Origin of the sequence: Paenarthrobacter nitroguajacolicus (assembly GCF_031455195.1) — a bacterium.
Taxonomy (GTDB): Bacteria; Actinomycetota; Actinomycetes; order Actinomycetales; family Micrococcaceae; genus Arthrobacter; species Arthrobacter nitroguajacolicus_D.
In genome coordinates, this window is the sequence record NZ_JAVDSH010000010.1 from 1 (window position 1) to 19,392 (window position 19,392).

General features: G+C 63.4%; 19 protein-coding genes. 15 read left to right on the plus strand and 4 right to left on the minus strand.

Going from position 1 to position 19,392, the window contains the following annotated elements; genetic code table 11:
* Window positions 1–83 precede the first annotated feature (83 nt).
* Window positions 84–944 (minus strand): LysR substrate-binding domain-containing protein, encoded by an 861-nt coding sequence (locus J2Y68_RS18030; protein ID WP_309995385.1) that lies wholly within the window; start codon window positions 942–944, stop codon window positions 84–86.
* Window positions 945–1,014: 70 nt separating this feature from the next.
* Between J2Y68_RS18030 and J2Y68_RS18035 the strand changes: the two genes are divergently transcribed.
* Window positions 1,015–1,980 carry an alkaline phosphatase family protein gene (locus J2Y68_RS18035; protein ID WP_309995387.1) on the plus strand — a complete coding sequence of 322 codons (966 nt, stop codon included), beginning with the start codon at window positions 1,015–1,017 and terminating at the stop codon, window positions 1,978–1,980.
* On the plus strand, window positions 1,977–2,828 hold the full coding sequence (locus tag J2Y68_RS18040; protein ID WP_309995389.1) for an EamA family transporter: 852 nt from the start codon (window positions 1,977–1,979) through the stop codon (window positions 2,826–2,828). The genes J2Y68_RS18035 and J2Y68_RS18040 overlap by 4 nt, the downstream gene beginning before the upstream one ends.
* Here the strand turns inward: J2Y68_RS18040 and J2Y68_RS18045 are convergent.
* From J2Y68_RS18045 to J2Y68_RS18055, 3 genes are all read right to left on the minus strand, one after another.
* The gene (locus J2Y68_RS18045; RefSeq protein WP_309995391.1) at window positions 2,825–3,658 is read right to left on the minus strand and encodes an alpha/beta fold hydrolase; all 834 of its coding nucleotides are present in this window, start codon (window positions 3,656–3,658) and stop codon (window positions 2,825–2,827) included. The two genes, J2Y68_RS18040 and J2Y68_RS18045, sit on opposite strands and share 4 nt — an antisense overlap.
* A 62-nt stretch (window positions 3,659–3,720) precedes the next feature.
* A complete protein-coding gene (locus J2Y68_RS18050; RefSeq protein ID WP_309995393.1) occupies window positions 3,721–4,575 on the minus strand; it encodes an alpha/beta fold hydrolase in 855 nt (284 codons plus the stop codon).
* Window positions 4,576–4,584: 9 nt separating this feature from the next.
* Window positions 4,585–5,481 carry an alpha/beta fold hydrolase gene (locus J2Y68_RS18055; protein ID WP_309995395.1) on the minus strand — a complete coding sequence of 299 codons (897 nt, stop codon included), beginning with the start codon at window positions 5,479–5,481 and terminating at the stop codon, window positions 4,585–4,587.
* Between the two features lie 75 nt (window positions 5,482–5,556).
* On the opposite strand from J2Y68_RS18055, the gene lysS reads away from it, so the two are divergent.
* The 13 genes from lysS to J2Y68_RS18120 all read left to right on the plus strand — a co-directional run bounded on the left by lysS (window position 5,557) and on the right by J2Y68_RS18120 (window position 19,357).
* On the plus strand, window positions 5,557–7,086 hold the full coding sequence (gene lysS / locus J2Y68_RS18060; protein ID WP_309995396.1) for a lysine--tRNA ligase: 1,530 nt from the start codon (window positions 5,557–5,559) through the stop codon (window positions 7,084–7,086).
* A gap of 2 nt (window positions 7,087–7,088) precedes the next feature.
* Window positions 7,089–7,262, plus strand: coding sequence for a hypothetical protein (locus tag J2Y68_RS18065; RefSeq protein WP_309995398.1), 174 nt, complete (start codon window positions 7,089–7,091; stop codon window positions 7,260–7,262).
* 128 nt (window positions 7,263–7,390) lie between these two features.
* Window positions 7,391–7,717, plus strand: coding sequence for a histone-like nucleoid-structuring protein Lsr2 (locus tag J2Y68_RS18070; protein ID WP_211711044.1), 327 nt, complete (start codon window positions 7,391–7,393; stop codon window positions 7,715–7,717).
* Window positions 7,718–8,087: 370 nt separating this feature from the next.
* Entirely contained in the window at window positions 8,088–10,580 is a 2,493-nt protein-coding gene (locus J2Y68_RS18075) for an ATP-dependent Clp protease ATP-binding subunit (protein ID WP_309995401.1), read from the plus strand.
* A gap of 154 nt (window positions 10,581–10,734) precedes the next feature.
* On the plus strand, window positions 10,735–11,943 hold the full coding sequence (locus tag J2Y68_RS18080; RefSeq protein WP_309995403.1) for a glycosyltransferase: 1,209 nt from the start codon (window positions 10,735–10,737) through the stop codon (window positions 11,941–11,943).
* 65 nt (window positions 11,944–12,008) lie between these two features.
* The gene (locus tag J2Y68_RS18085; protein WP_309995405.1) at window positions 12,009–14,111 is read left to right on the plus strand and encodes a S9 family peptidase; all 2,103 of its coding nucleotides are present in this window, start codon (window positions 12,009–12,011) and stop codon (window positions 14,109–14,111) included.
* Between the two features lie 162 nt (window positions 14,112–14,273).
* The gene (locus J2Y68_RS18090) at window positions 14,274–14,783 is read left to right on the plus strand and encodes an amino-acid N-acetyltransferase (protein ID WP_211711039.1); all 510 of its coding nucleotides are present in this window, start codon (window positions 14,274–14,276) and stop codon (window positions 14,781–14,783) included.
* Between the two features lie 221 nt (window positions 14,784–15,004).
* A complete protein-coding gene (locus J2Y68_RS18095) occupies window positions 15,005–16,393 on the plus strand; it encodes an FAD-binding oxidoreductase (RefSeq protein ID WP_309995408.1) in 1,389 nt (462 codons plus the stop codon).
* A gap of 27 nt (window positions 16,394–16,420) precedes the next feature.
* Complete coding sequence (locus tag J2Y68_RS18100; protein WP_309995410.1) at window positions 16,421–16,597, plus strand: hypothetical protein; 177 nt, start codon at window positions 16,421–16,423, stop codon at window positions 16,595–16,597.
* A 147-nt stretch (window positions 16,598–16,744) separates the two neighbouring features.
* Window positions 16,745–17,746, plus strand: a complete 1,002-nt coding sequence (dhaK, locus tag J2Y68_RS18105; RefSeq protein WP_309995413.1) for a dihydroxyacetone kinase subunit DhaK — start codon at window positions 16,745–16,747, stop codon at window positions 17,744–17,746.
* A gap of 2 nt (window positions 17,747–17,748) precedes the next feature.
* On the plus strand, window positions 17,749–18,411 hold the full coding sequence (gene dhaL / locus J2Y68_RS18110) for a dihydroxyacetone kinase subunit DhaL (RefSeq protein ID WP_309995415.1): 663 nt from the start codon (window positions 17,749–17,751) through the stop codon (window positions 18,409–18,411).
* Complete coding sequence (gene dhaM / locus J2Y68_RS18115; RefSeq protein WP_309995417.1) at window positions 18,408–19,091, plus strand: dihydroxyacetone kinase phosphoryl donor subunit DhaM; 684 nt, start codon at window positions 18,408–18,410, stop codon at window positions 19,089–19,091. Before dhaL ends, dhaM begins: the two co-directional genes overlap by 4 nt.
* A gap of 89 nt (window positions 19,092–19,180) precedes the next feature.
* On the plus strand, window positions 19,181–19,357 hold the full coding sequence (locus J2Y68_RS18120; RefSeq protein ID WP_211711034.1) for a CsbD family protein: 177 nt from the start codon (window positions 19,181–19,183) through the stop codon (window positions 19,355–19,357).
* Window positions 19,358–19,392 lie beyond the last annotated feature (35 nt).

Sequence of the window (19,392 nt, forward strand, 5' to 3'; positions counted from 1 at the left end):
CCGGGAGGGTGTGGGAGAGTAGGACACCGCCGGACACACATTAACAGGGGAGCCCCGACCACGACGGTCGGGGCTCCACCCATTTAACCCACACACTCCAACACCGCACCCAGCACATGACCACGTTGATTGTCCGTGCGATACACCAGGAGTTCCGTAATGGGCGCAATGGCGTCCGCGAAGTCCAGGAGCACCAGCCTCGGGTCGTCGTTGAACTCGTCCTCGGCGATCACACCTATGCCCAGACCGGCGATCACGGCGGCGTGTACTGCTTCCCTGCTGTCCGTCTCGAGTACTTCGGTGGGCTGGAGTTGGGCGGCGGCGAGTGCCGTCTCAATCGAGCGGCGCGTGACGGAGCCGACCTCGCGAATGACCAGTGGATGGGTGACCAAGTCATGGAGCCGGATCACTTTGGCGCCGGCAAGGGGATGATCGTGCCGCACAAAGGCCACGAGATCCTGGGTGCCCAGCCGGCGGGCGCTAAGGTCCGGGTGGGACGTTTCGTCAGCGATGATGCCGACGTCCACGGTTCCGGCCAGCACACGTTTGCGAATCTCTGCGGAGTTGCCGCTGACGAGTTGGATGCTGACTCCGGGGTTTCGTTTCCGAAAGGTGCTCAGGACCCCCACAGCATTGATGGGCGCGTCGGTACCGAACCGCAGTTCACCCTGCATGATGTGTCGTGCCTTAGCCAGGACAGCCTCCGCTTCCATTTCTGCTGCAAACAGTTTGGACGTGACCTCAAACAGCTTGCGTCCCAAGGCGGTCAACTCCACGGAACGGCCGGCACGCTGCAGCAGGCGAACTTCGTGCTGCCGCTCCAGAAGACGGACTTGTTCCGATAGTGTCGGTTGGCTGACACCCGCTGCCGCTGCGGCTGCCACATAGCTGGCGTGGGTGGCGACATAGTGGAAGGCCCGAAGGTGCGTGAGATTCATAGGCATGGCCTAAGTCTTCTATAGATACGACCGGTAGTTCCTATGTGTTGCCGGGCAAGGCCAGTACCGTCGTCGTGTGAAGAAAGAACCCCACGTCCTGGTGGTCGGCATGGACGGCGTCCGTTACGACTCCCTCAGGTCAGCAGCCAGCCCTGCTTTGGACCGGATCGCCGAGGATGGCTTCCTGGTCCCTGTTCGCGTCCACGCTAAGAACGCCACCATCTCCGGCCCCGTATGGGCCACCGTGGCGTCGGGCGTCCATGCCGACCGGCACAGGGTGACGGGCAACAGCCATCACCCTGCCGAGCTCGGCCGGTTCCAGGACTTCACGGCGGTGCTTCGCTCGGCCCGTCCCGAGTTGGAAACCATGATCGCCGCCAGCTGGCACCCGCTGGCGGTCAGGACCGCGTGTGGACCGATTTTCTCTTCCGGCGGATGGGTGCCGACGCCGGACCCTGAAGAAGCGAACGACGCCGTCAGTTGGCTCTGTGCCGACGACGCCGTTGCGGACTACGCGTCGAGGCGTCTGGGAGCAGAGAACCTCGCGGTCTCTTTCGTGTACTTTGGCGAAGCCGACGTGGAAGCCCACAACCACGGAACAGGCCCTGGCTACATTGCTGCCATTGAACGCTGCGACTCCCGCCTGAACCACCTCCTCGACGTGATCGACTCGCGGCCCAACCACCACAGGGAGGACTGGACCGTCATTGTGGTTACCGACCATGGCCACCTCGACGCCGGCGGACATGGTGGTGAGAGCGAGGTAGAGCGCACGGCCTGGATCGCGGCCAGCGGCGCAAGCCTGACCCAAGGAATCACAGCCACGGACCACGCCGACATCTTCCATCAGGTCTTGGCCACCTTCGGTGTAACCCCGGATGGAGAGGTAGCAGAATCCGGGGGCGCCCCGTTCGGCGCAAGGCAGCGTGAAAGGCAGGAGGCATCGCGGCAGAAGCCAACGCAACCAGGACCAACGCAACAACAATCAACGCCACAAGAACCAGCGCAACGCCTGGCCCAACGAGGGGGAGGCGCCCGTTGACCGTCGCAGTGACGTTGGCTGTCCTGTTCGCGGCGGTCCTCCACAGCGCGTGGAATGCGATAGCCAAGGGCATCCCGGACCGGCTGGCCGCGTCGACGATGATCGCCTTGGCCTATCTGGTCTCCGGTGGACTAGGCGCGGTGGTCTGTGGAATTCCGCTGCAGGACTCATGGCCGTACGTCGTGGGTTCCGCAGTCCTGCAGACCTGCTATCTCATCCTGCTGACCACGTCCTATAAGCACGGCGACTTTTCCCAGGTCTATCCGCTGGCCCGTGGCCTTGCGGTCCTGCTGGTGACGGCAATTGCCAGCACTTTCCTGGCGGAGGCATTGAGCTTTTGGCAGTTGGCCGGGGTGGCCGTCGTCGCGGGTTCGCTGCTGAGCCTGGCCCTGACCGGTCACGGCCAAAAGGCCACCACAAACCGGAAGGGCACCGCCTTCGCTGTGCTGACGGGCGCGGCCATAGCTGCCTATACCTTGGTGGACGGCGTCGGAGTCCGCCTGTCCGGTGACCCGTTGGCCTATATTTCGTGGCTGTTCCTCTTCCAAGGCCTGCTGATTCCCCTTGTCTGCTGGGGCATGGCCGCGGATCGGCGCCGGTTCCCGCAGCGGGTTGCACGCTATTGGAAACCGGGCTTCCTTGGGGGAGTACTGTCCATGCTCGCCTACGGGATCGTGGTGTGGGCGCAGAGCCTTGCACCACTGGCTTTAGTGTCAGCACTGAGGGAGACCAGCGTCCTGCTGGCAGGCCTCATCGGCGTCGTGTTTTTCAAGGAAAGGTTCAGCCGGCTGCGGCTCACCCTGACGGTTGTAGCGGTGGCCGGCATCGCGGCCATTCAGTTGGGCTAGCCCGAGAAGAACTCCGACAACTCCGCGATCAGCTTGTCCGGAGCCTTGTTGGGGCCGTCGTGCCCGAAGCCGGCCAGTATGGTGTAACTCGACCCTGACAGGACGTCGTGGATTTGGCCGCAGGCAACACCGAAGTAGGCAGGGCTCTTTTCGCCGACTACGATCAGCGTTTCCAAGGGGAGTTCAAGGAATGGCTCAGCGGGCATGTCCGCGGCGATGACGGCTTTGATCTCCCGCACGCCGCTGGTCATGAGCTCGCGCATCTGTTTGCCCATGGGCGTGACTGCAGTCAGCTTGGTGGCCAGGGTCAGCATGGACAGCGGCATGCGCCCGAAGGCGCCTTCCGTTTCCACCCCCTTGATCAGCACGGCGAGGGCGCGATCGTAGTCCCCTGCCGCCGCCGCGCGTTCATATTCCGGCGCCCATTCAGCCTTGACGCTGTGGTTGACGGAAACAGCCGGATCATAGACGGCCAGCCGTTCCACCGGAAGCGTCCGCGCTGCGTGCAGTGCCACGGCGCCACCGAAGCTGTGCCCGAACACGTCCGTGCTGGAGGTGTGCTTCATGACAGCGTCCAAGTCCCGGATGTCGGCCTCGAGCGTGTAGTCCTCGGCCTGGGGGGAGGAGTCGCCGCGTCCACGCCGATTGAACGTGTGTACGGGCCGACCCAGGGATTCACTGAGTTTCTGGGCGAAACGCGTGTAATCGGCGGCGGTGACCATGGAGGCCGGAACGACGACGACGCCCGAACCCGCCGCTGCCAGGTCACCACCGGTGGTGAGTACTTCGAGGTGTCCGCCGTCGTGGGTGATGATGATGTCGCGCGTCATGACTCGAGCCTAACCGAGCCACCTGAAAGCGGGCAGCACGCCGGCCCGTATGTGGAAAACCGTCAGCGCGTAAAGTACTCGGAAATATCGGAGACAAGTTCCTTGACCGCCGCCGGAACGGAGCCGTGGAAGCCTTTCGGCGAGACTTCCAAGGTGCTGCCAGGCACTGCCCTGTTCAGGCGCGAGGCGGCGACTTTATAGAACTTCGGGCTCTTCTTTCCCACCATGAAGTGCGTCGTGGGCGGCAAGACGGAGAAATCCCGGGGCGTGTCGGCGGCTTCGAACGCTGCCTTCAGTTCGCCGACGCCCGATGGCATGAGGTCACGGAACAGCTTGTTGACTTTGGTGCGCGAAACGATGGCCATCAACCCGGCCAGGATTGGTTCAGGGACCTTAGCGAGGGCAGTTCCCTGATTCATTCCACGCTTCATCCGGGCCATCGCCCGGCCTGCTTCGCCTTTGTTAACGGCATCAGCGAACCCCGCGAGCCAGTCAGTGTCCATGCTCCCGTCAATATTCACTGCGGCGTCGTAGACCGCCAGCTTGTCCGGTTCGTGACGGGTGCCCGCGAAGGCCTGGGCAGCGTTGAGGGCGACGGATCCGCCCAGGCTATGGCCCAGGATGTGGCGTGCGCCCGTAGCGTCCATGATGGTGCGGACATCGGCAATTTCCGTGGCCATGGAGTAGCCGCGCGGTTGTTCCGTCGACTTTCCCCTCCCTCGGCGGTCGTAGACGTCCACGGCCCAGCCTTCACCAAGTCCCTTGGCCAGGGCGATCGAGAAGGGGCGGTAGATCAGGGCTGTAAGGAACGCACCGCCGATAACAATCACCCGGCGTTCGCCGGGCGCGTCTTCCGCGCCGTAAGTGTATAAGGCGAGTTTGCCGCCGTCGTGCGTGCTGATGTCCCGTTCCCTCACCGAAACATCCTAGGGGGCAACAGCGCGCTGACCGACATGTTGGGTTGCTGACAGGAACCGGGCGACGCGGGCTGCGAGCCGCCGGCCCGGACGCAGGGGGCCTTCGTGGAATTGCAGCGGCACTATGGCGAACTCGATGGCAGGCACGGCCCCACTGAGCATGCGGCCGGTCTCGGCGAAGTAGGAAGGGCTCCAGCCGCCGCTGAGCATGAGCGTTGGCGTGGAGAGCTTCATGAAGTCGTGAAGGTGGGCGTCGGCGTCCAGTACCGCACGCATTTCGGTGACCGCTGTGGGCAGCAAGGAACGCATTTCCAGCCCAAGCCGGGTCCGGGCAGACAACACGCTGAGCGTTCGCAACGCCCCCATGGGCAGGTACGAGATCGGCCCGGCTGTGCCCAGCCCCTGCACAAGGTGGGCCCACGCATGATCCAGTTGCCCCGCCGTTACTGCTTCCTCAAGCTCAGGCCGCCACCTGCTGCTGAGGTTGCCGGAAAGGGACACTGCAGCGTCGTACGTGACCAGGCGATTGATCTTGAAGCGTCGGGCGGCTTGCAGGGCCACGAACCCGCCGTAGCTGTGCGCCACAACATCATTGGATCCGCTCTTCTCCATGACCGTCTGGAGGTCCGCGATCTCCGTCTCCACCGAGTAGCCCGGCGGTTGTGGTGCGGAATGCCCGCGGCCGCGGCGGTTGTAAGCGTGGACCGGGCGCCCCAGCATCACACTGAGCGTCCGCGCGAACGGCCAGTAAAGGGAGTCGGTCACCAAAGTGCCATGGACAAGTACGACGCCGGCCGGTTCAGCGGGTGCCTTCGACCCAGGAATTGCCGCAAGCGACGCTGGCCGGAAGGTGTGCACCTCAAGCTGCCCACCGCCGTCGTTCGTTTCAACCGTCCATGTCTCCACAGCCCGAGTCTATGCGTTCCCCGTATCCCGGGGCCCGGAAGTGAAGACCCGTAATCAACGGTAAACTTAAGGACTGTGACTTCCGCAAACACCCCAGCCCCGAACACCTCCGCAGAACCCGTCGATGCCAGCGAGCAAATGCGCATTCGTATGGAGAAGCGCGCCAAGCTGATCGAGCGCGGCACGGAGGCCTATCCGGTGGGTGTTGAGCGAACCCACTCCCTCAGCGAAATCCGCGAAAAATATGCACACCTCGAAGCCGACGAGACCACGGGCGACACCGTGGGCGTCACCGGGCGCGTCGTGTTCGTCCGGAACACCGGCAAGTTGTGCTTCGCCACGCTCCAGGAAGGCGGCGTGGACGGCAAGGGCGTCCGGCTGCAGGCGATGCTTAGCCTGGCCAACGTCGGTGAGGAAGCGCTCGCGGATTGGAAGGCCCTGGTTGACCTGGGCGACCACGTGTTCATCAAGGGCGAGGTCATTTCCTCACGCCGCGGTGAACTGTCCGTGATGGCAGATTCCTGGTCGATGGCCTCCAAGGCACTGCGACCGCTCCCGGTCCTGCACGCGGAACTTAACGAAGAAACCCGTGTTCGCCAGCGCTACGTGGACCTCATGGTGCGCGATGAAGCCCGAGAAATGGTCTACAAGCGGGCCGCCATCACCCGCTCGGTCCGGGACACTCTGGACCGTCACGGCTATGTGGAGGTAGAGACACCAATCCTGCAGCTGGTCCACGGTGGCGCTACTGCCCGTCCGTTCGAAACGCACATGAACGCGTTCGACCAGAAGATGACCCTGCGCATTGCCACTGAGCTGTTCCTGAAGCGCGCCGTTGTTGGCGGCATCGACCGCGTGTACGACATGGGACGCGTCTTCCGCAACGAAGGCGTGGACTCCACGCACAGTCCCGAATTCACCACGCTTGAGTGCTACGAAGCCTGGGCGGACCAGTTCGTCATGGCTGAGCGGATGAAGGAAATCATCCTCAACGTAGCCGACGTCGTAGGCACGCGCACCATCCAGACCGATGCCGGCGAAATCAATCTCGACGGCGAATGGGCTTGGATTTCGGTGTACCCGGGTATCTCCGAAGCGGTGGGTGTGGAAATTACGCCGGACACCACTGTGGATGAGCTGCTTGCCATCGCCGCCAAGCACGAGGTCAAGGTGGACCCCAAGTGGGACGCCGAGAAGATCGTGGTTGAGTTGTTCGGCGAGATCGTGGAACCCACCTTGCTGAACCCCACGTTCGTCTACGACTACCCGCCCTCCGCGCAGCCGCTGGCCCGTCCGCACCGCGAAGACGGCCGGCTCATCGAGGCCTGGGACCTGATCATTGGCGGGATGGAACGCGGAACGGCGTTCTCGGAACTCATTGACCCTGTCATCCAGCGTGAGCGGCTTACGGAGCAGTCACGCCGTTCGGCTGCGGGTGATGAGGAAGCCATGCAGCTGGACGAGGACTTCCTCCGCGCCCTTGAATACGGTGCTCCGCCCATGGGTGGCATCGGACTCGGCATCGACCGCCTGGTGATGCTGTTCACGGGTGCAGGAATCCGTGAAACCATCCTGTTCCCCTTGCTGAAGCCCGAAGGACACTGATCATGGAGTACATCGCAGTCCTGGCGCCGTCGGTGGTTGTTGGATTGATCTTTTGGTTTGCCATGAAGTCAATCTTCAATGCCGACAAATCGGAGCGTCAGGCGGAAGCCCGCGCCCAGGCGGAAGCGAATTCGAGAAATGTTGGCCCGGCATCCGAAGGTCCTGCCGCTAAATAGCCCCTAAATGGGTTCCCATCATGGATGAATCCATTTGTGCTTTGACGTGCGTGCTTGCCGTGAACGATAATCAACAAAGGAATCCGGGGAATTTCTGATTATCCAACCCTCCAAAAGAGAGGCAACTCATGGCACAGAAAGTAAAAATCATCCTCGTCGATGACCTGGATGAAGGGGCTGCGGACGAAACTGTCCGATTCGGCCTTGATGGCGTCAGTTACGAGATGGACTTGTCCACCGCAAACGCTGCTTCGCTTCGGAAGGCCCTGGAACCGTACGTGGCCAAGGCCAGGAAGACTTCATCCGGCCGCGCCACCCGCGGTCGCGCGACGGCGGCCCGCAGCCAGGATTCCGCACAGATCAGGCAGTGGGCCCGTGATAACGGTTACACGGTGAACAGTCGCGGACGTATTCAGGCTGAAATTCAGGAAGCGTACCAAAAGGCCAATTCCTGATTCATCGCTTCAACGCCCCGGCAGCCACTGCCGGGGCATTGATGTTTTAAGGGGCAGTATGTGGGTGCGCGCGCCGCGCCGGAACCATGGAATATTCTGTGAATCACGGGCTGCCCGACTAGCCGGGATTAGGGGCGCTAATCGGCTCGACAAAGCTGTGTTCAGATACTGCTATTGAATACTCCCGGCCCTTGGTCACCGGCACGAGTGGGAAGCGGTGCGGCAGCATGCCACCGCAGGACGCACGGGTCAAGGGGAAGTGTCCGTTTTATTCCGCAACCCCGTCATGTTTCCCCTGTGGCGAACACGCCCCAAAAGTGTTGCTCCGGCACGTAGCATCAAAGTACGTCGTAGCTAGGAGTGTGGCGAAATGTTTGAGAGATTTACGGACCGTGCCCGTCGCGTGGTCGTCCTTGCCCAAGAAGAGGCACGGATGCTCAACCACAATTACATCGGTACCGAGCACATCCTCTTGGGTCTGATCCACGAGGGTGAAGGCGTTGCAGCCAAAGCGCTCGAGTCCCTGAGCATTTCGCTCGATGGTGTTCGCGAGCAGGTGCAGGAGATCATCGGCCAGGGGCAGCAGGCTCCATCCGGTCACATCCCCTTCACCCCGCGTGCCAAGAAGGTGCTTGAGCTCTCGCTCCGCGAAGCACTGCAGCTCGGCCACAATTACATCGGTACTGAGCACATCCTGCTCGGCCTCATTCGCGAAGGCGAAGGCGTGGCCGCACAGGTGCTGGTAAAGCTCGGCGCAGACCTCAACAGGGTCCGCCAGCAGGTTATCCAGCTGCTCTCCGGCTACCAGGGCAAGGAAACCGCCGGCAGCGGTTCCGGCCAGGGCCAGCCGGAAGGTACCCCCGCCGGTTCGGTGGTGCTTGACCAGTTCGGACGCAACCTGACCCAGGCTGCCCGCGAGAACAAGCTCGATCCCGTGATCGGCCGCGAGCAGGAGATGGAACGCGTCATGCAGGTCCTCTCCCGCCGCACCAAGAACAACCCTGTTCTGATCGGTGAGCCCGGCGTCGGTAAGACTGCCGTCGTCGAAGGCCTCGCTCAGGCGATCGTCCGCGGCGACGTCCCGGAAACCATCAAGGACAAGCAGCTGTACACGCTTGACCTCGGTTCACTGGTTGCCGGTTCCCGCTACCGCGGTGACTTCGAAGAGCGCCTGAAGAAGGTCCTCAAGGAAATCCGCACCCGCGGCGACATCATCCTCTTCATTGACGAGATCCACACCCTCGTTGGAGCAGGTGCTGCCGAAGGCGCCATCGATGCTGCGTCCATCCTCAAGCCGATGCTTGCCCGTGGCGAACTCCAGACCATCGGTGCCACCACGCTGGACGAGTACCGCAAGCACATCGAGAAGGATGCCGCTCTTGAGCGTCGTTTCCAGCCGATCCAGGTCAAGGAACCTTCTGTTGCGCACGCGATCGAGATCCTGAAGGGCCTGCGCGACCGGTACGAGGCACACCACCGCGTAACGATCACCGACGGTGCCCTGGCCTCTGCCGCGCAGCTGGCCGAACGCTACATCTCGGACCGCTTCCTGCCGGACAAGGCGATCGACCTTATCGATGAAGCCGGCGCCCGCCTGCGCATCCGCCGCATGACCGCTCCACCGGAGCTCAAGGCCATGGACGAGCGTATTGCAGACGTGAAGATGGAGAAGGAATCCGCCATCGACGCCCAGGACTTTGAGGGTGCTGCCTCGCTGCGCGACAAGGAGCAGAAGCTCATTGCCGAACGCGCGGAGAAGGAGCGCAACTGGAAGTCCGGCGGCATGGACGACATCTCCGAGGTTGACGAGGACCTGATCGCTGAAGTTCTTGCGAACTCCACTGGCATCCCGGTCTTCAAGCTCACCGAGGAAGAGTCCTCGCGCTTGCTCAAGATGGAAGACGAACTGCACAAGCGTGTCGTCGGCCAGGACGAGGCCATCAAGGCCCTGTCGCAGGCCATCCGCCGCACCCGTGCAGGCCTGAAGGACCCCAAGCGTCCCGGTGGCTCGTTCATCTTCGCCGGCCCCACGGGCGTCGGCAAGACCGAGCTCGCCAAGGCGCTGGCCGAGTTCCTGTTCGGTGAAGAGGATGCCCTCATCACGCTGGACATGTCCGAGTACTCCGAGAAGCACACGGTTTCGCGTCTCTTCGGTGCACCTCCGGGATACGTCGGCTACGAAGAGGGTGGCCAGCTGACCGAGAAGGTCCGCAGGCGTCCGTTCTCCGTGGTCCTGTTCGATGAAGTTGAGAAGGCCCATGCGGACCTCTTCAACTCCCTCCTGCAGATTCTGGAAGACGGCCGTTTGACCGACTCCCAGGGCCGCGTCGTGGACTTCAAGAACACCGTGATCATCATGACCACCAACCTTGGTACCCGCGACATCTCCAAGAGCGTGGCCACGGGCTTCCAGTCCGGCACGGACACCCAGACCGGCTACAATCGGATGCGCGCCCGGGTTACGGAAGAGCTGAAGCAGCACTTCCGCCCCGAGTTCCTCAACCGTGTTGACGACGTCGTGGTGTTCCCGCAGCTGACGCAGGACGAGATCATCGAGATCGTGGATCTGTTCGTGACCCGTCTGGAGCGTCGCCTCAAGGACAAGGACATGGGCATCGAGCTCACGCCCGCCGCGAAGGTTCTCCTGGCCACGCGTGGTTACGATCCCGCGATGGGTGCCCGGCCGCTGCGCCGCACCATCCAGCGCGAGATCGAGGACCAGCTGTCCGAGAAGATCCTGTTCGGCGAGATCCACCCCGGCGACATCGTTGTGGTTGACGTCGACGGCGAAGGTGACGACGCCAAGTTCACGTTCCAAGGCAACGCCAAGCCGCGTATCCCGGAGATCGCTCCGACCGCGTAAGGCAGAGGCTGTGACGTAAAGGACCCCGTCCATTCCGAAAGGAATGGGCGGGGTCCTGCGTTGTCCGCCCCCGTTCCGGGTTTTACGTTTACCTCATGGCCCTAGAGTGGGTTCCTAGGTTCAATAGGCGTACAAAAGCCCGGGGGAGATAGACATGCGCGTACTCATGGTGGCACCAGGCACGCGAGGAGACGTGGTTCCGATGGCTGGCCTGGGGCATCGCCTGCAGGGCGTGGGCTACGAGGTCGCCATTGCCGCCAACCCGGCCTACGCGCCACTGGTGGTGGAGTCAGGGTGCGAGTTCCGGCCACTGCCGGGAGACCTTGCTGAGCTGATCAAGCATCCTGCGCCTGGAGCCAAGGCATCAGCCGGAAATGTGTTTTCCTTCTGGAAGAAGCTCGGCGAGTACATGGACAATGCGGCGACAGGGACGTTGGCGGCAGCGGAGGCCGGCGCGGACGTGATCCTCGCCAACTCGGTGGCGCCGTACGCCTACGATGTTGCTGAGGCTTTCGGCATTCCGGCTATCGGCGCCCACCTGCAGCCCACGGAACCCAGTGCGGCTTATCCTCCTGTCCTGATGAATTCGGCCCGCAGCCTCGGCCCCATGGGAAACAAGATCATAGGGGAGCGGGCCTCCGCTGGCCCGGCCCCTTACGACGGACCCAGCGCGCGCCTTCGCAGGGAACTGGGCCTGCGCAAGGAAAGCCGTGCGACCGGGGAGCGTCGTCGAAGGAAGACGCAGGCAACAGTGCTTTACGGCATCAGCCCATCGGTACTGCCCACGCCGGGTGATTGGCATCCGGGTTTGGTGATGGCAGGGTACTGGTGGCCGGCTGGAAACCCCGACTGGCAGCCGCCCGCAGATCTTGTGGACTTCCTGGCGGATGGCCCGCCGCCGGTCTTCGTGGGTTTCGGCAGCAGCGCCGACATCGATCCTGGCTTCATTCTGGACGCTACCCGTCGTGCCGGCGCAAGGGCCGTTGTCCAGGGCGTTGAGGGTTACCTGGCGGATGACGCAATCGGCGTCGGGAGTGTTCCGCACGAGTGGCTTTTTCCCCGCATGTCGGTAGTTGTTCACCACGCGGGCGCGGGAACCACCGCGGCCGGTCTGCGGGCTGGTGTTCCCACTGTGGGTGTTCCTGTGTACACGGACCAACCGTTGTGGGCTTCGCGCGTGGCATCCCTCGGTGCCGGCCCCCAGCCGATTCCGTATAAGAAGCTGACTCCGGACCGCCTTGGTGAGGCAATAAAGGAAGCCAGCAGCACGCCGTCGTACGCCCACCATGCCAAGAGCGTGGCCACGGCCCTATCGACGGAAGACGGAACCGCGGCTGTACTTAAGACGCTGCGGAATATCTGAAAGTACTGTTTCACTATCAGTGAACCACTCTGTGATTGGGAGCACATTCCGTGTTGAATCAGATCATGGACTCAGCTGACACGCATACCCCGGGCCAGCAGCCCGAAACTCCTTTTCACGACCTTGACCATTACCTCTCCATCCCTCGGGTCGGTGGCCTCTCCCTTAGCCCGGACGGAACGCGACTGGTCACCACAGTGACCACGCTTAATGGCAAAGGAACCGAGTTCGCCACCGCACTTTGGGAGATCGATCCGACGGGCCAGCGCCCGTCCCGCCGGATCACGCGCAGTTCCAAGGGAGAAGCGGGAGCGGTCTTCGCCTCCACTGGCGATCTCTACTTCACGTCGGCACGCCCGGACCCGGAAAGCCCCGATGCTGACCCCGTCAACGCGCTGTGGCTGTTGCCCTCCGGCGGAGGAGAAGCCCGCGTGGTGCATTCCCGCTCCGGCGGTATCAGCTCCGTCATGGCCGCGAAGGACGTGGACGCAACGTTCATCAACGCGGAGGTCCTGGCTGGATCCTCGGACGAGGATGACGATGAGGAGCGCCGTAAGGCCCGCAAGGACAACAAGGTATCGGCCATCCTGCACAGTGGCTACCCGGTCCGCTACTGGGACGCCGACCTGGGTCCGGCCGAGCCGCGGCTCTTCGCCGTGGAACAGAGCGAGGACAAGGAGCCCGGCAAGCCTTCCACCGTAGACGCCGCGCGGTCGCTCAAACTCCGCAATCTGACGCCCGGAGTCGGCGGTTCGCTGCGCGAGGCCAAGACAGTGGTGAGCCCGGACGGCAAGACCATATACACCAGCTTGACCAAAGCGCTCGCGAAAGCCGACAGCCGCGAGGTGCTCGCCGCCGTCGACGTCGCTACCGGCTACGTCAAGGTCCTCCTGGACCACGAAGGCATGAGCTACTTTCCGGGACCAGTCAGCCCGGACAACCGCACGCTGGTGGTTGAAAGCGAAAGCGACACCACCCCCACGCAGGCTCCGCAAGTGAAGCTGCATCTGCTCAACGTAGCCGACGGCGGAACCATGGATTTGGAGCCGCTGGCACACCAGTGGGACCGCTGGGCTACTGCGCTCGCCTGGCTCCCTGACGGCAGCGCCATACTCGCGAAGGCGGACGACGACGGCGCGTCGCCGGTTTTCCGGGTTGACGTCGCCGATGGTGGCGTTACCCGGGTGACGAAGGACTCCGCAGCCTATTCCGACGTCGTGGTGTCACCTGACGGGGCTACGGCGTATGCGCTGCGGAGTTCGTACGAGTTCCCGCCCGAAGCAGTGCGGATTGACCTCGCCACCGGAGAGGCGGTTCGCCTGCCGGCGCCAGCGGAGAGACCTGCCTACAAGGGCCGGTTGGAGCGGGTCGAGACCGCGGCAGAGGACGGCTCCCGCGTGCCTGCTTATCTTGCACTGCCCGAAGGCGCCTCCGAAGAAACTCCGGCCCCGCTCCTGCTTTGGATCCACGGCGGACCCCTGGGCTCGTGGAACGCCTGGACGTGGCGCTGGAATCCGTGGCTGCTGGTGGCCAAGGGTTATGCCGTACTGCTCCCCGATCCCGCGCTTTCTACCGGTTACGGGCAGGAGTTCATCCAGCGCGGCTGGGGCGAGTGGGGCAAGAAGCCGTACACAGACCTCATGGCCATCACGGACGCGGTAGTGGAACGGCCCGACATCGACGGGTCCAGGACCGCTGCGATGGGCGGATCCTTTGGTGGCTACATGGCCAACTGGGTGGCAGGCCAGACCGACCGTTTCAAGGCAATCGTCACGCACGCAAGCCTGTGGGCACTGGACCAGTTCGGCCCCACCACTGATGCGGCCCAATATTGGCTGAAGGAAATGACCAAGGAGATGGCGATGGAGAACTCGCCGCACCTGAACGTCGGCAACATCAAGACGCCCATGCTGGTGATCCACGGCGACAAGGACTACCGGGTGCCGATCGGCGAAGGCCTGAGGCTCTGGTACGAGCTCCTCTCCTCATCCCAGCTGCCGGCTGACGACAACGGCCAGAGCCCGCACCGATTCCTGTACTTCCCGGACGAGAACCACTGGGTGCTCCAGCCGCAGCACGCCAAGGTTTGGTACGGGGTTGTGGAGCATTTCCTGGCCAAGCAGGTGCTGGGGGAGGACGTAGCGGTGCCTGAGGAACTGGGTTTATAGGCGATTCCTTCCGTGCGACAACCGGGACATTTGCCGCATGCTCGCTCGTTCCTCGCTTAGACGCACGCTATACAAATGTCCCGGTCATCGCCGTCGTGCCCGCACTCCGTCATACGCGGCGCCGGGGCGGCCCGCATCTGTTTGCCTCGCTAGTATGGGGGAGTGGATTCGACCTTCAGCCTTCGCCCTGCCCGCACCAGCGATGTGGCGGCGATCAAAAGGCTCGTGGCTCCTTTGGCTGAGGAGCGGATCCTCATGGCCAAGGAGACGGTGGCGTACTACGAGAGCCTGCAGGAGTTCCGGATTGCGGAGTCCGACGCCGGCGAGGTCATTGGTTGCGGTGCCTTGCACGTGATGTGGGAAGACCTGGCCGAGATCCGTACGCTGGCCGCAGCCGATTCCTGGCGGGGCCGCGGCGTGGGCCATGTCCTGGTGGAGAACCTGCTGGAGGAGGCAAAGGCGCTGGGAGTGAGCCGGGTGTTCTGCCTGACGTTCGAGGTGGACTTCTTCAAGCGCCACGGCTTTGAAGTCATGGCGGACCAATCGGCAGTTGATCCGCAGGTGTATTCGGAGCTTCTGCGCTCGCATGACGAAGGCGTGGCCGAGTTCCTGGACCTTGCCCGAGTGAAGCCCAACACCTTGGGCAATACCCGCATGATCAAGCAGCTTTAGCCTGCGCCCAACCCCCTCTCAGACCTCGGCTTCCATGTTCCGCTGAGCCCTGCCCGATTATGCGTGATTTAATACCTCTTCTCTTATCTAAAGTTGATGGATAAACTGATGGAGGCTTGCTGGGGAAGCTTCCACCACATCGGTCAATTTGAGAGAAGATCATGCAGTCCCACGCCTCCACTCCAGATGTTTCACAACTCCAATTAAGCGTGCGCGGTCCCGTGTTCACGCCTGCCGATCCCGGCTTCGCGGCCGAAGTTGCGGCCTTCAATTTGTCCACCCAACACCAGCCGGATGTTGCCTTCGGCGCCCTCGACGCAGAGGACGTTTCGGCGGCAGTCCGCTGGGCGGCGGAGCGCGGAATGCCCGTCTCCGTCCAATCCACCGGTCACGGTGCCACCAATGCCATCGAGGGCGGTCTGCTCATCAGCACCCGCCGAATGCTGGAGCTCAGTATCGATCCCCTTGAGCGGATCGCCCGCGTTGGCGCCGGCGTCCGCTGGAAGGCCGTAGTGGAACTGGCCTCCACGTTCGGGCTGATGGGGCTTTGCGGTTCCACCACCGACGTCGGCGTGGTGGGTTACACGTTGGGCGGCGGCCTGCCCATCATGGGTCGAAAGTACGGCTTCGCATCTGACCACGTGATCGCGTTCGAACTTGTTACCTCAGACGGCACGCACCGACGGGTGACCAAGGACGAAAACCCGGAGCTCTTCTACCTCCTGCGCGGAGGCAAGGGGAATCTTGGCATTGTCACAGCAATGGAATTCCATTTGTTCCCAGGCTCGGACCTCTTTGCCGGCGGCCTCTACTTCGACGGCGAGCATGCCCCGGCGGTCCTCCAGCAGTTCAGCGAGTGGGTTCCGTCGCTGCCCCAGGAAGCGTCGGCGTCGTTGGCTTTCCTGCGCCTCCCGGACATGGAGATGATCCCCGAACCGCTGCGCGGCAAGTTCGTCGTGCATCTGCGTTACGCGTACCAAGGCGACGCGGCAGTGGCAACGCAATTGCTTGAGCCCATGCGACGGAGTGCGCCGTTCATGATGGATGGGACCGGGCCCCTGGACTCCACCCAGATGGACAGTATCCACCAGGACCCGGACCAGCCTGTGCCCGTGCGCGAGCGTGGCTTCCTGCTGGACCGTTTGGACAAGGGAGCGAAGAGCGCGATCCTGCGTCACTTCGGACCAGGCGTCCAGAGCCCGGTGCTGATGGCAGAGGTGCGGCTGCTCGGCGGCGCCCTCGCCAAGAGCGCCGACGGCGAGGACACCGTTGGGGCGCGCGACGCCGCGTTCAGCTTCTTCATGGCGGGCATGGCTGTCCCGCCCCTGGCGGAGCTGCTTCCCGTAGTGTTCGACGCCGTTCGCGACGACCTGCGCGACGCCTCCAGCGGCGGGACTTTCGTTAACCTGCACGGCCACTTCGTCGACGCCGAGGACAGGGAGCGGCCCTGGGGTCCCACTGTCCGTGAACGGCTCCGTAAGGCGAAGGCCGAGCTGGATCCGAAGAACATGTTCAGTTTTGGACACGTTGTGGGGCTTCCGGTGATCGACCAGACAGTGCTGCTTCAAGATGTTGTGACTGCCGGCGGCGACGCCGTGCTGAACAACTAGGGAGCTGGGGCGGCAATGGACCATCGGGTGATTTTTCCTGACTTCTCCGCATTCCAGATCGACATCCCGTATGGATTGTTGCCAAACGGGGAGTCCTGGGCCGGGGAACGCCATCCGGATCCGGACCTCTACTCGGCCTTCTGGCCCGAGGTCCGTCCCCGGAGTGAGCCCGGGTTGATTGCGGCGCCGGGTGCCGATGACTGACCCGTGAACAAAAGTGCATGTGGAGGGATGGCCGAAGGCTGTCCCTCCCACCATTTAAGTACAGTCCCTTCGCCTCGGGGCCTACCGTGGCCCCGCCCGCCGGTAGTAGGGTCAGAGCACCAGCCACAGCACGCCCAGGAGCATCCAATGAAAAAGCTCATCAATGATCCACGCGCCGTGGTGGACGAATCTGTCGAAGGTTTTGGCATGGCCCATGCCGACATCGTGGACGTCCATCCCGACCCCAAATTCCTTGTCCGAAAGGCCGCGCCGGTAGCGGGCAAAGTTGCCCTGGTGTCCGGCGGAGGCAGCGGTCACGAGCCGCTGCATGCAGGTTTCGTGGGCCTGGGCATGTTGGACGCTGCCGTCCCCGGCGCGGTCTTCACCTCTCCCACGCCCGACCAGATCATCCCGGCCACCGTCGCCGTGGACTCGGGTGCCGGCGTCGTGCATATCGTGAAGAACTACACCGGTGACGTCCTGAACTTCGAAACCGCCGCGGAAATGGCGCAGGCCGAAGGCGTGCGCGTCCGATCGGTGCTGGTGAACGACGACGTTGCCGTGGAGGACTCGCTGTACACGGCAGGTCGTCGCGGGGTGGGCGGAACCGTGCTGGTGGAGAAGATTGCGGGTGCTTCGGCGCAACGCGGAGACGACCTGGACGCGGTCACGGCCATCGCGGAACGTGTAGTTGCCAATGTCCGTACGATGGGCGTCGCCCTGTCCGGCTGCACGGTGCCCCACGCGGGAACGCCGAGCTTCGAACTGGCCGATGACGAGATCGAGATCGGCATCGGCATCCACGGGGAGCCCGGCCGGCACAGGATCGCGATGGAAAGCGCCGATGCGATCACGGACCGCCTGCTGGAGCCAGTGCTGGAAGACCTGAAGGTTGCGGAGGGCGACAAAGTGCTGCTGTTCGTCAACGGCATGGGCGGGACGCCGCTGAGTGAGTTGTACATCGTCTACCGGCGGGCGGCGCAGGTCCTTGCTGAACGGGGCGCCACGGTGGAGCGCTCCTTGGTGGGCAACTATGTGACGTCCCTGGAAATGCAGGGCTGTTCGGTGTCAGTGCTGCGCCTGGACGATGAAATGACCAGGCTCTGGGACGCTCCTGTTCACACCGCCGCCCTGCGATGGGGGGCCTGAGCATGGGCCTTGACGTCAAATGGGCGCAGGACTGGTTGAGGTTGTCCGCGAAAGCGATGGCGGAGCACAGGGTGGAGCTGATTGAGCTGGACCGGCCCATTGGCGACTCCGACCACGGGGAGAACATGGACCGCGGCTTCCAGGCCGTGCTGCAGAAGCTCGATGAAAGCCCGCCCGAAACTGCAGGAGCTGCGTTGAAGGCTGCGGCCATGGCCCTTATGTCCAAGGTGGGCGGAGCGGCGGGGCCGCTGTACGGAACTGCCTACCTGCGCGCGGCCACCTCGCTGGGCGAGGCCACCGACATTGATCCCGAGGCGCTGGCAGCGGCCCTCATCGCTGCGCGGGATGGCATCGTGGCACGCGGCAAGGCAGAAGTTGGCGACAAGACAATGATCGATGCTTGGACTCCGGCCGTGGACGCAGCAAGTAACGCTGCGGCCGCCGGCCAGGAAGCAGCGGCTGTGCTGGAAGCTGCTGCGGACGCTGCGGAGGCAGGGGCCAAGTCGACGGACCCCTTGGTGGCACGCAAAGGCCGGGCCAGCTATTTGGGCGACCGCAGTGCCGGTCATCGCGACCCCGGGGCGGTGTCCACTGCGCTGCTGTTGCGGGCAGCCGCCGAGGCAGCGGCCGGCCCGGCAGTCGGGACGGGAGCAGGCGCCGGATGACGGTTGGGATCGTGGCTGTTTCGCACAGCAGCAAGATCGCTGAAGGAGCAGTTGAACTCGCCGCCCAAATGGCACCCGACGTCGAACTGGTCGCCGCCGGGGGAACGGACGACGACCGGATCGGTACCAGCCTGGAGAAGGTGCTTGCCGCCGTCGAGCAGTCCTTGGTTGATTCCGGAGGCGACGGAGTGGTGGTGTTGACCGATTTGGGTTCGGCGGTGATGACCGCTGAGTCGGCGATGGAGTTCGCCAGTGCTCCTGAGGCCGTTCGGCTTGCCGATGCCCCTCTGGTGGAGGGCCTTGTGGCGGCGGCCGTCGCTGCCCAGGGAGGTGCCGGCGTCGAGGATGTGCTCAAAGCAGCTGAGGCGGTACGTTTTGGCGGCGGAACGGAAAGGCCCGACGAAACCCCGCATACGGGGGCGCCGGACGCTAGCGGCGACTTCGAGCTCATCAACCCCTTGGGAATGCACGCGCGTCCCGCGGCAAAGATCGCAGGCGGTTTGTCGGGCATGGACGCCGAGGTGACCGTCAACGGCGTCGACGGCATGTCCATCATGGCGCTGATGGCGCTCGCCGCGGGCCAGGGTACGACGCTCCACGTCGAGGCCCGTGGGAAGGACGCTGCGAAGGCGGTGGGATACGTGCGTCGGCTTGTGGAGGAAGGGTTTGGGGAGCTCTGATTCTCCGGTTTTTGGACCAAGATATTGCTAAGTATGCTGATTAGTGATGTTGTAGAGGTACAAGGTTCCTACGACGAAAGAGGTGCGACATGGGTGCTGACGACAAGATGGAGAATGCTGGCGAGAAGCTCGGCGGCAAGGCAAAGGAAGCTGCCGGCAAGCTGACGGACGACAAGGGTCTCGAAGCTGAAGGCAAGGGCGACCAGACCAAGGCCGACCTCAAGGGTGCCGGCGAGAAGCTGAAGGACGCCTTCAAGAAGGACTAGGAATGTAGACAGGGCCGCTGCGGTTGCAGCGGCCC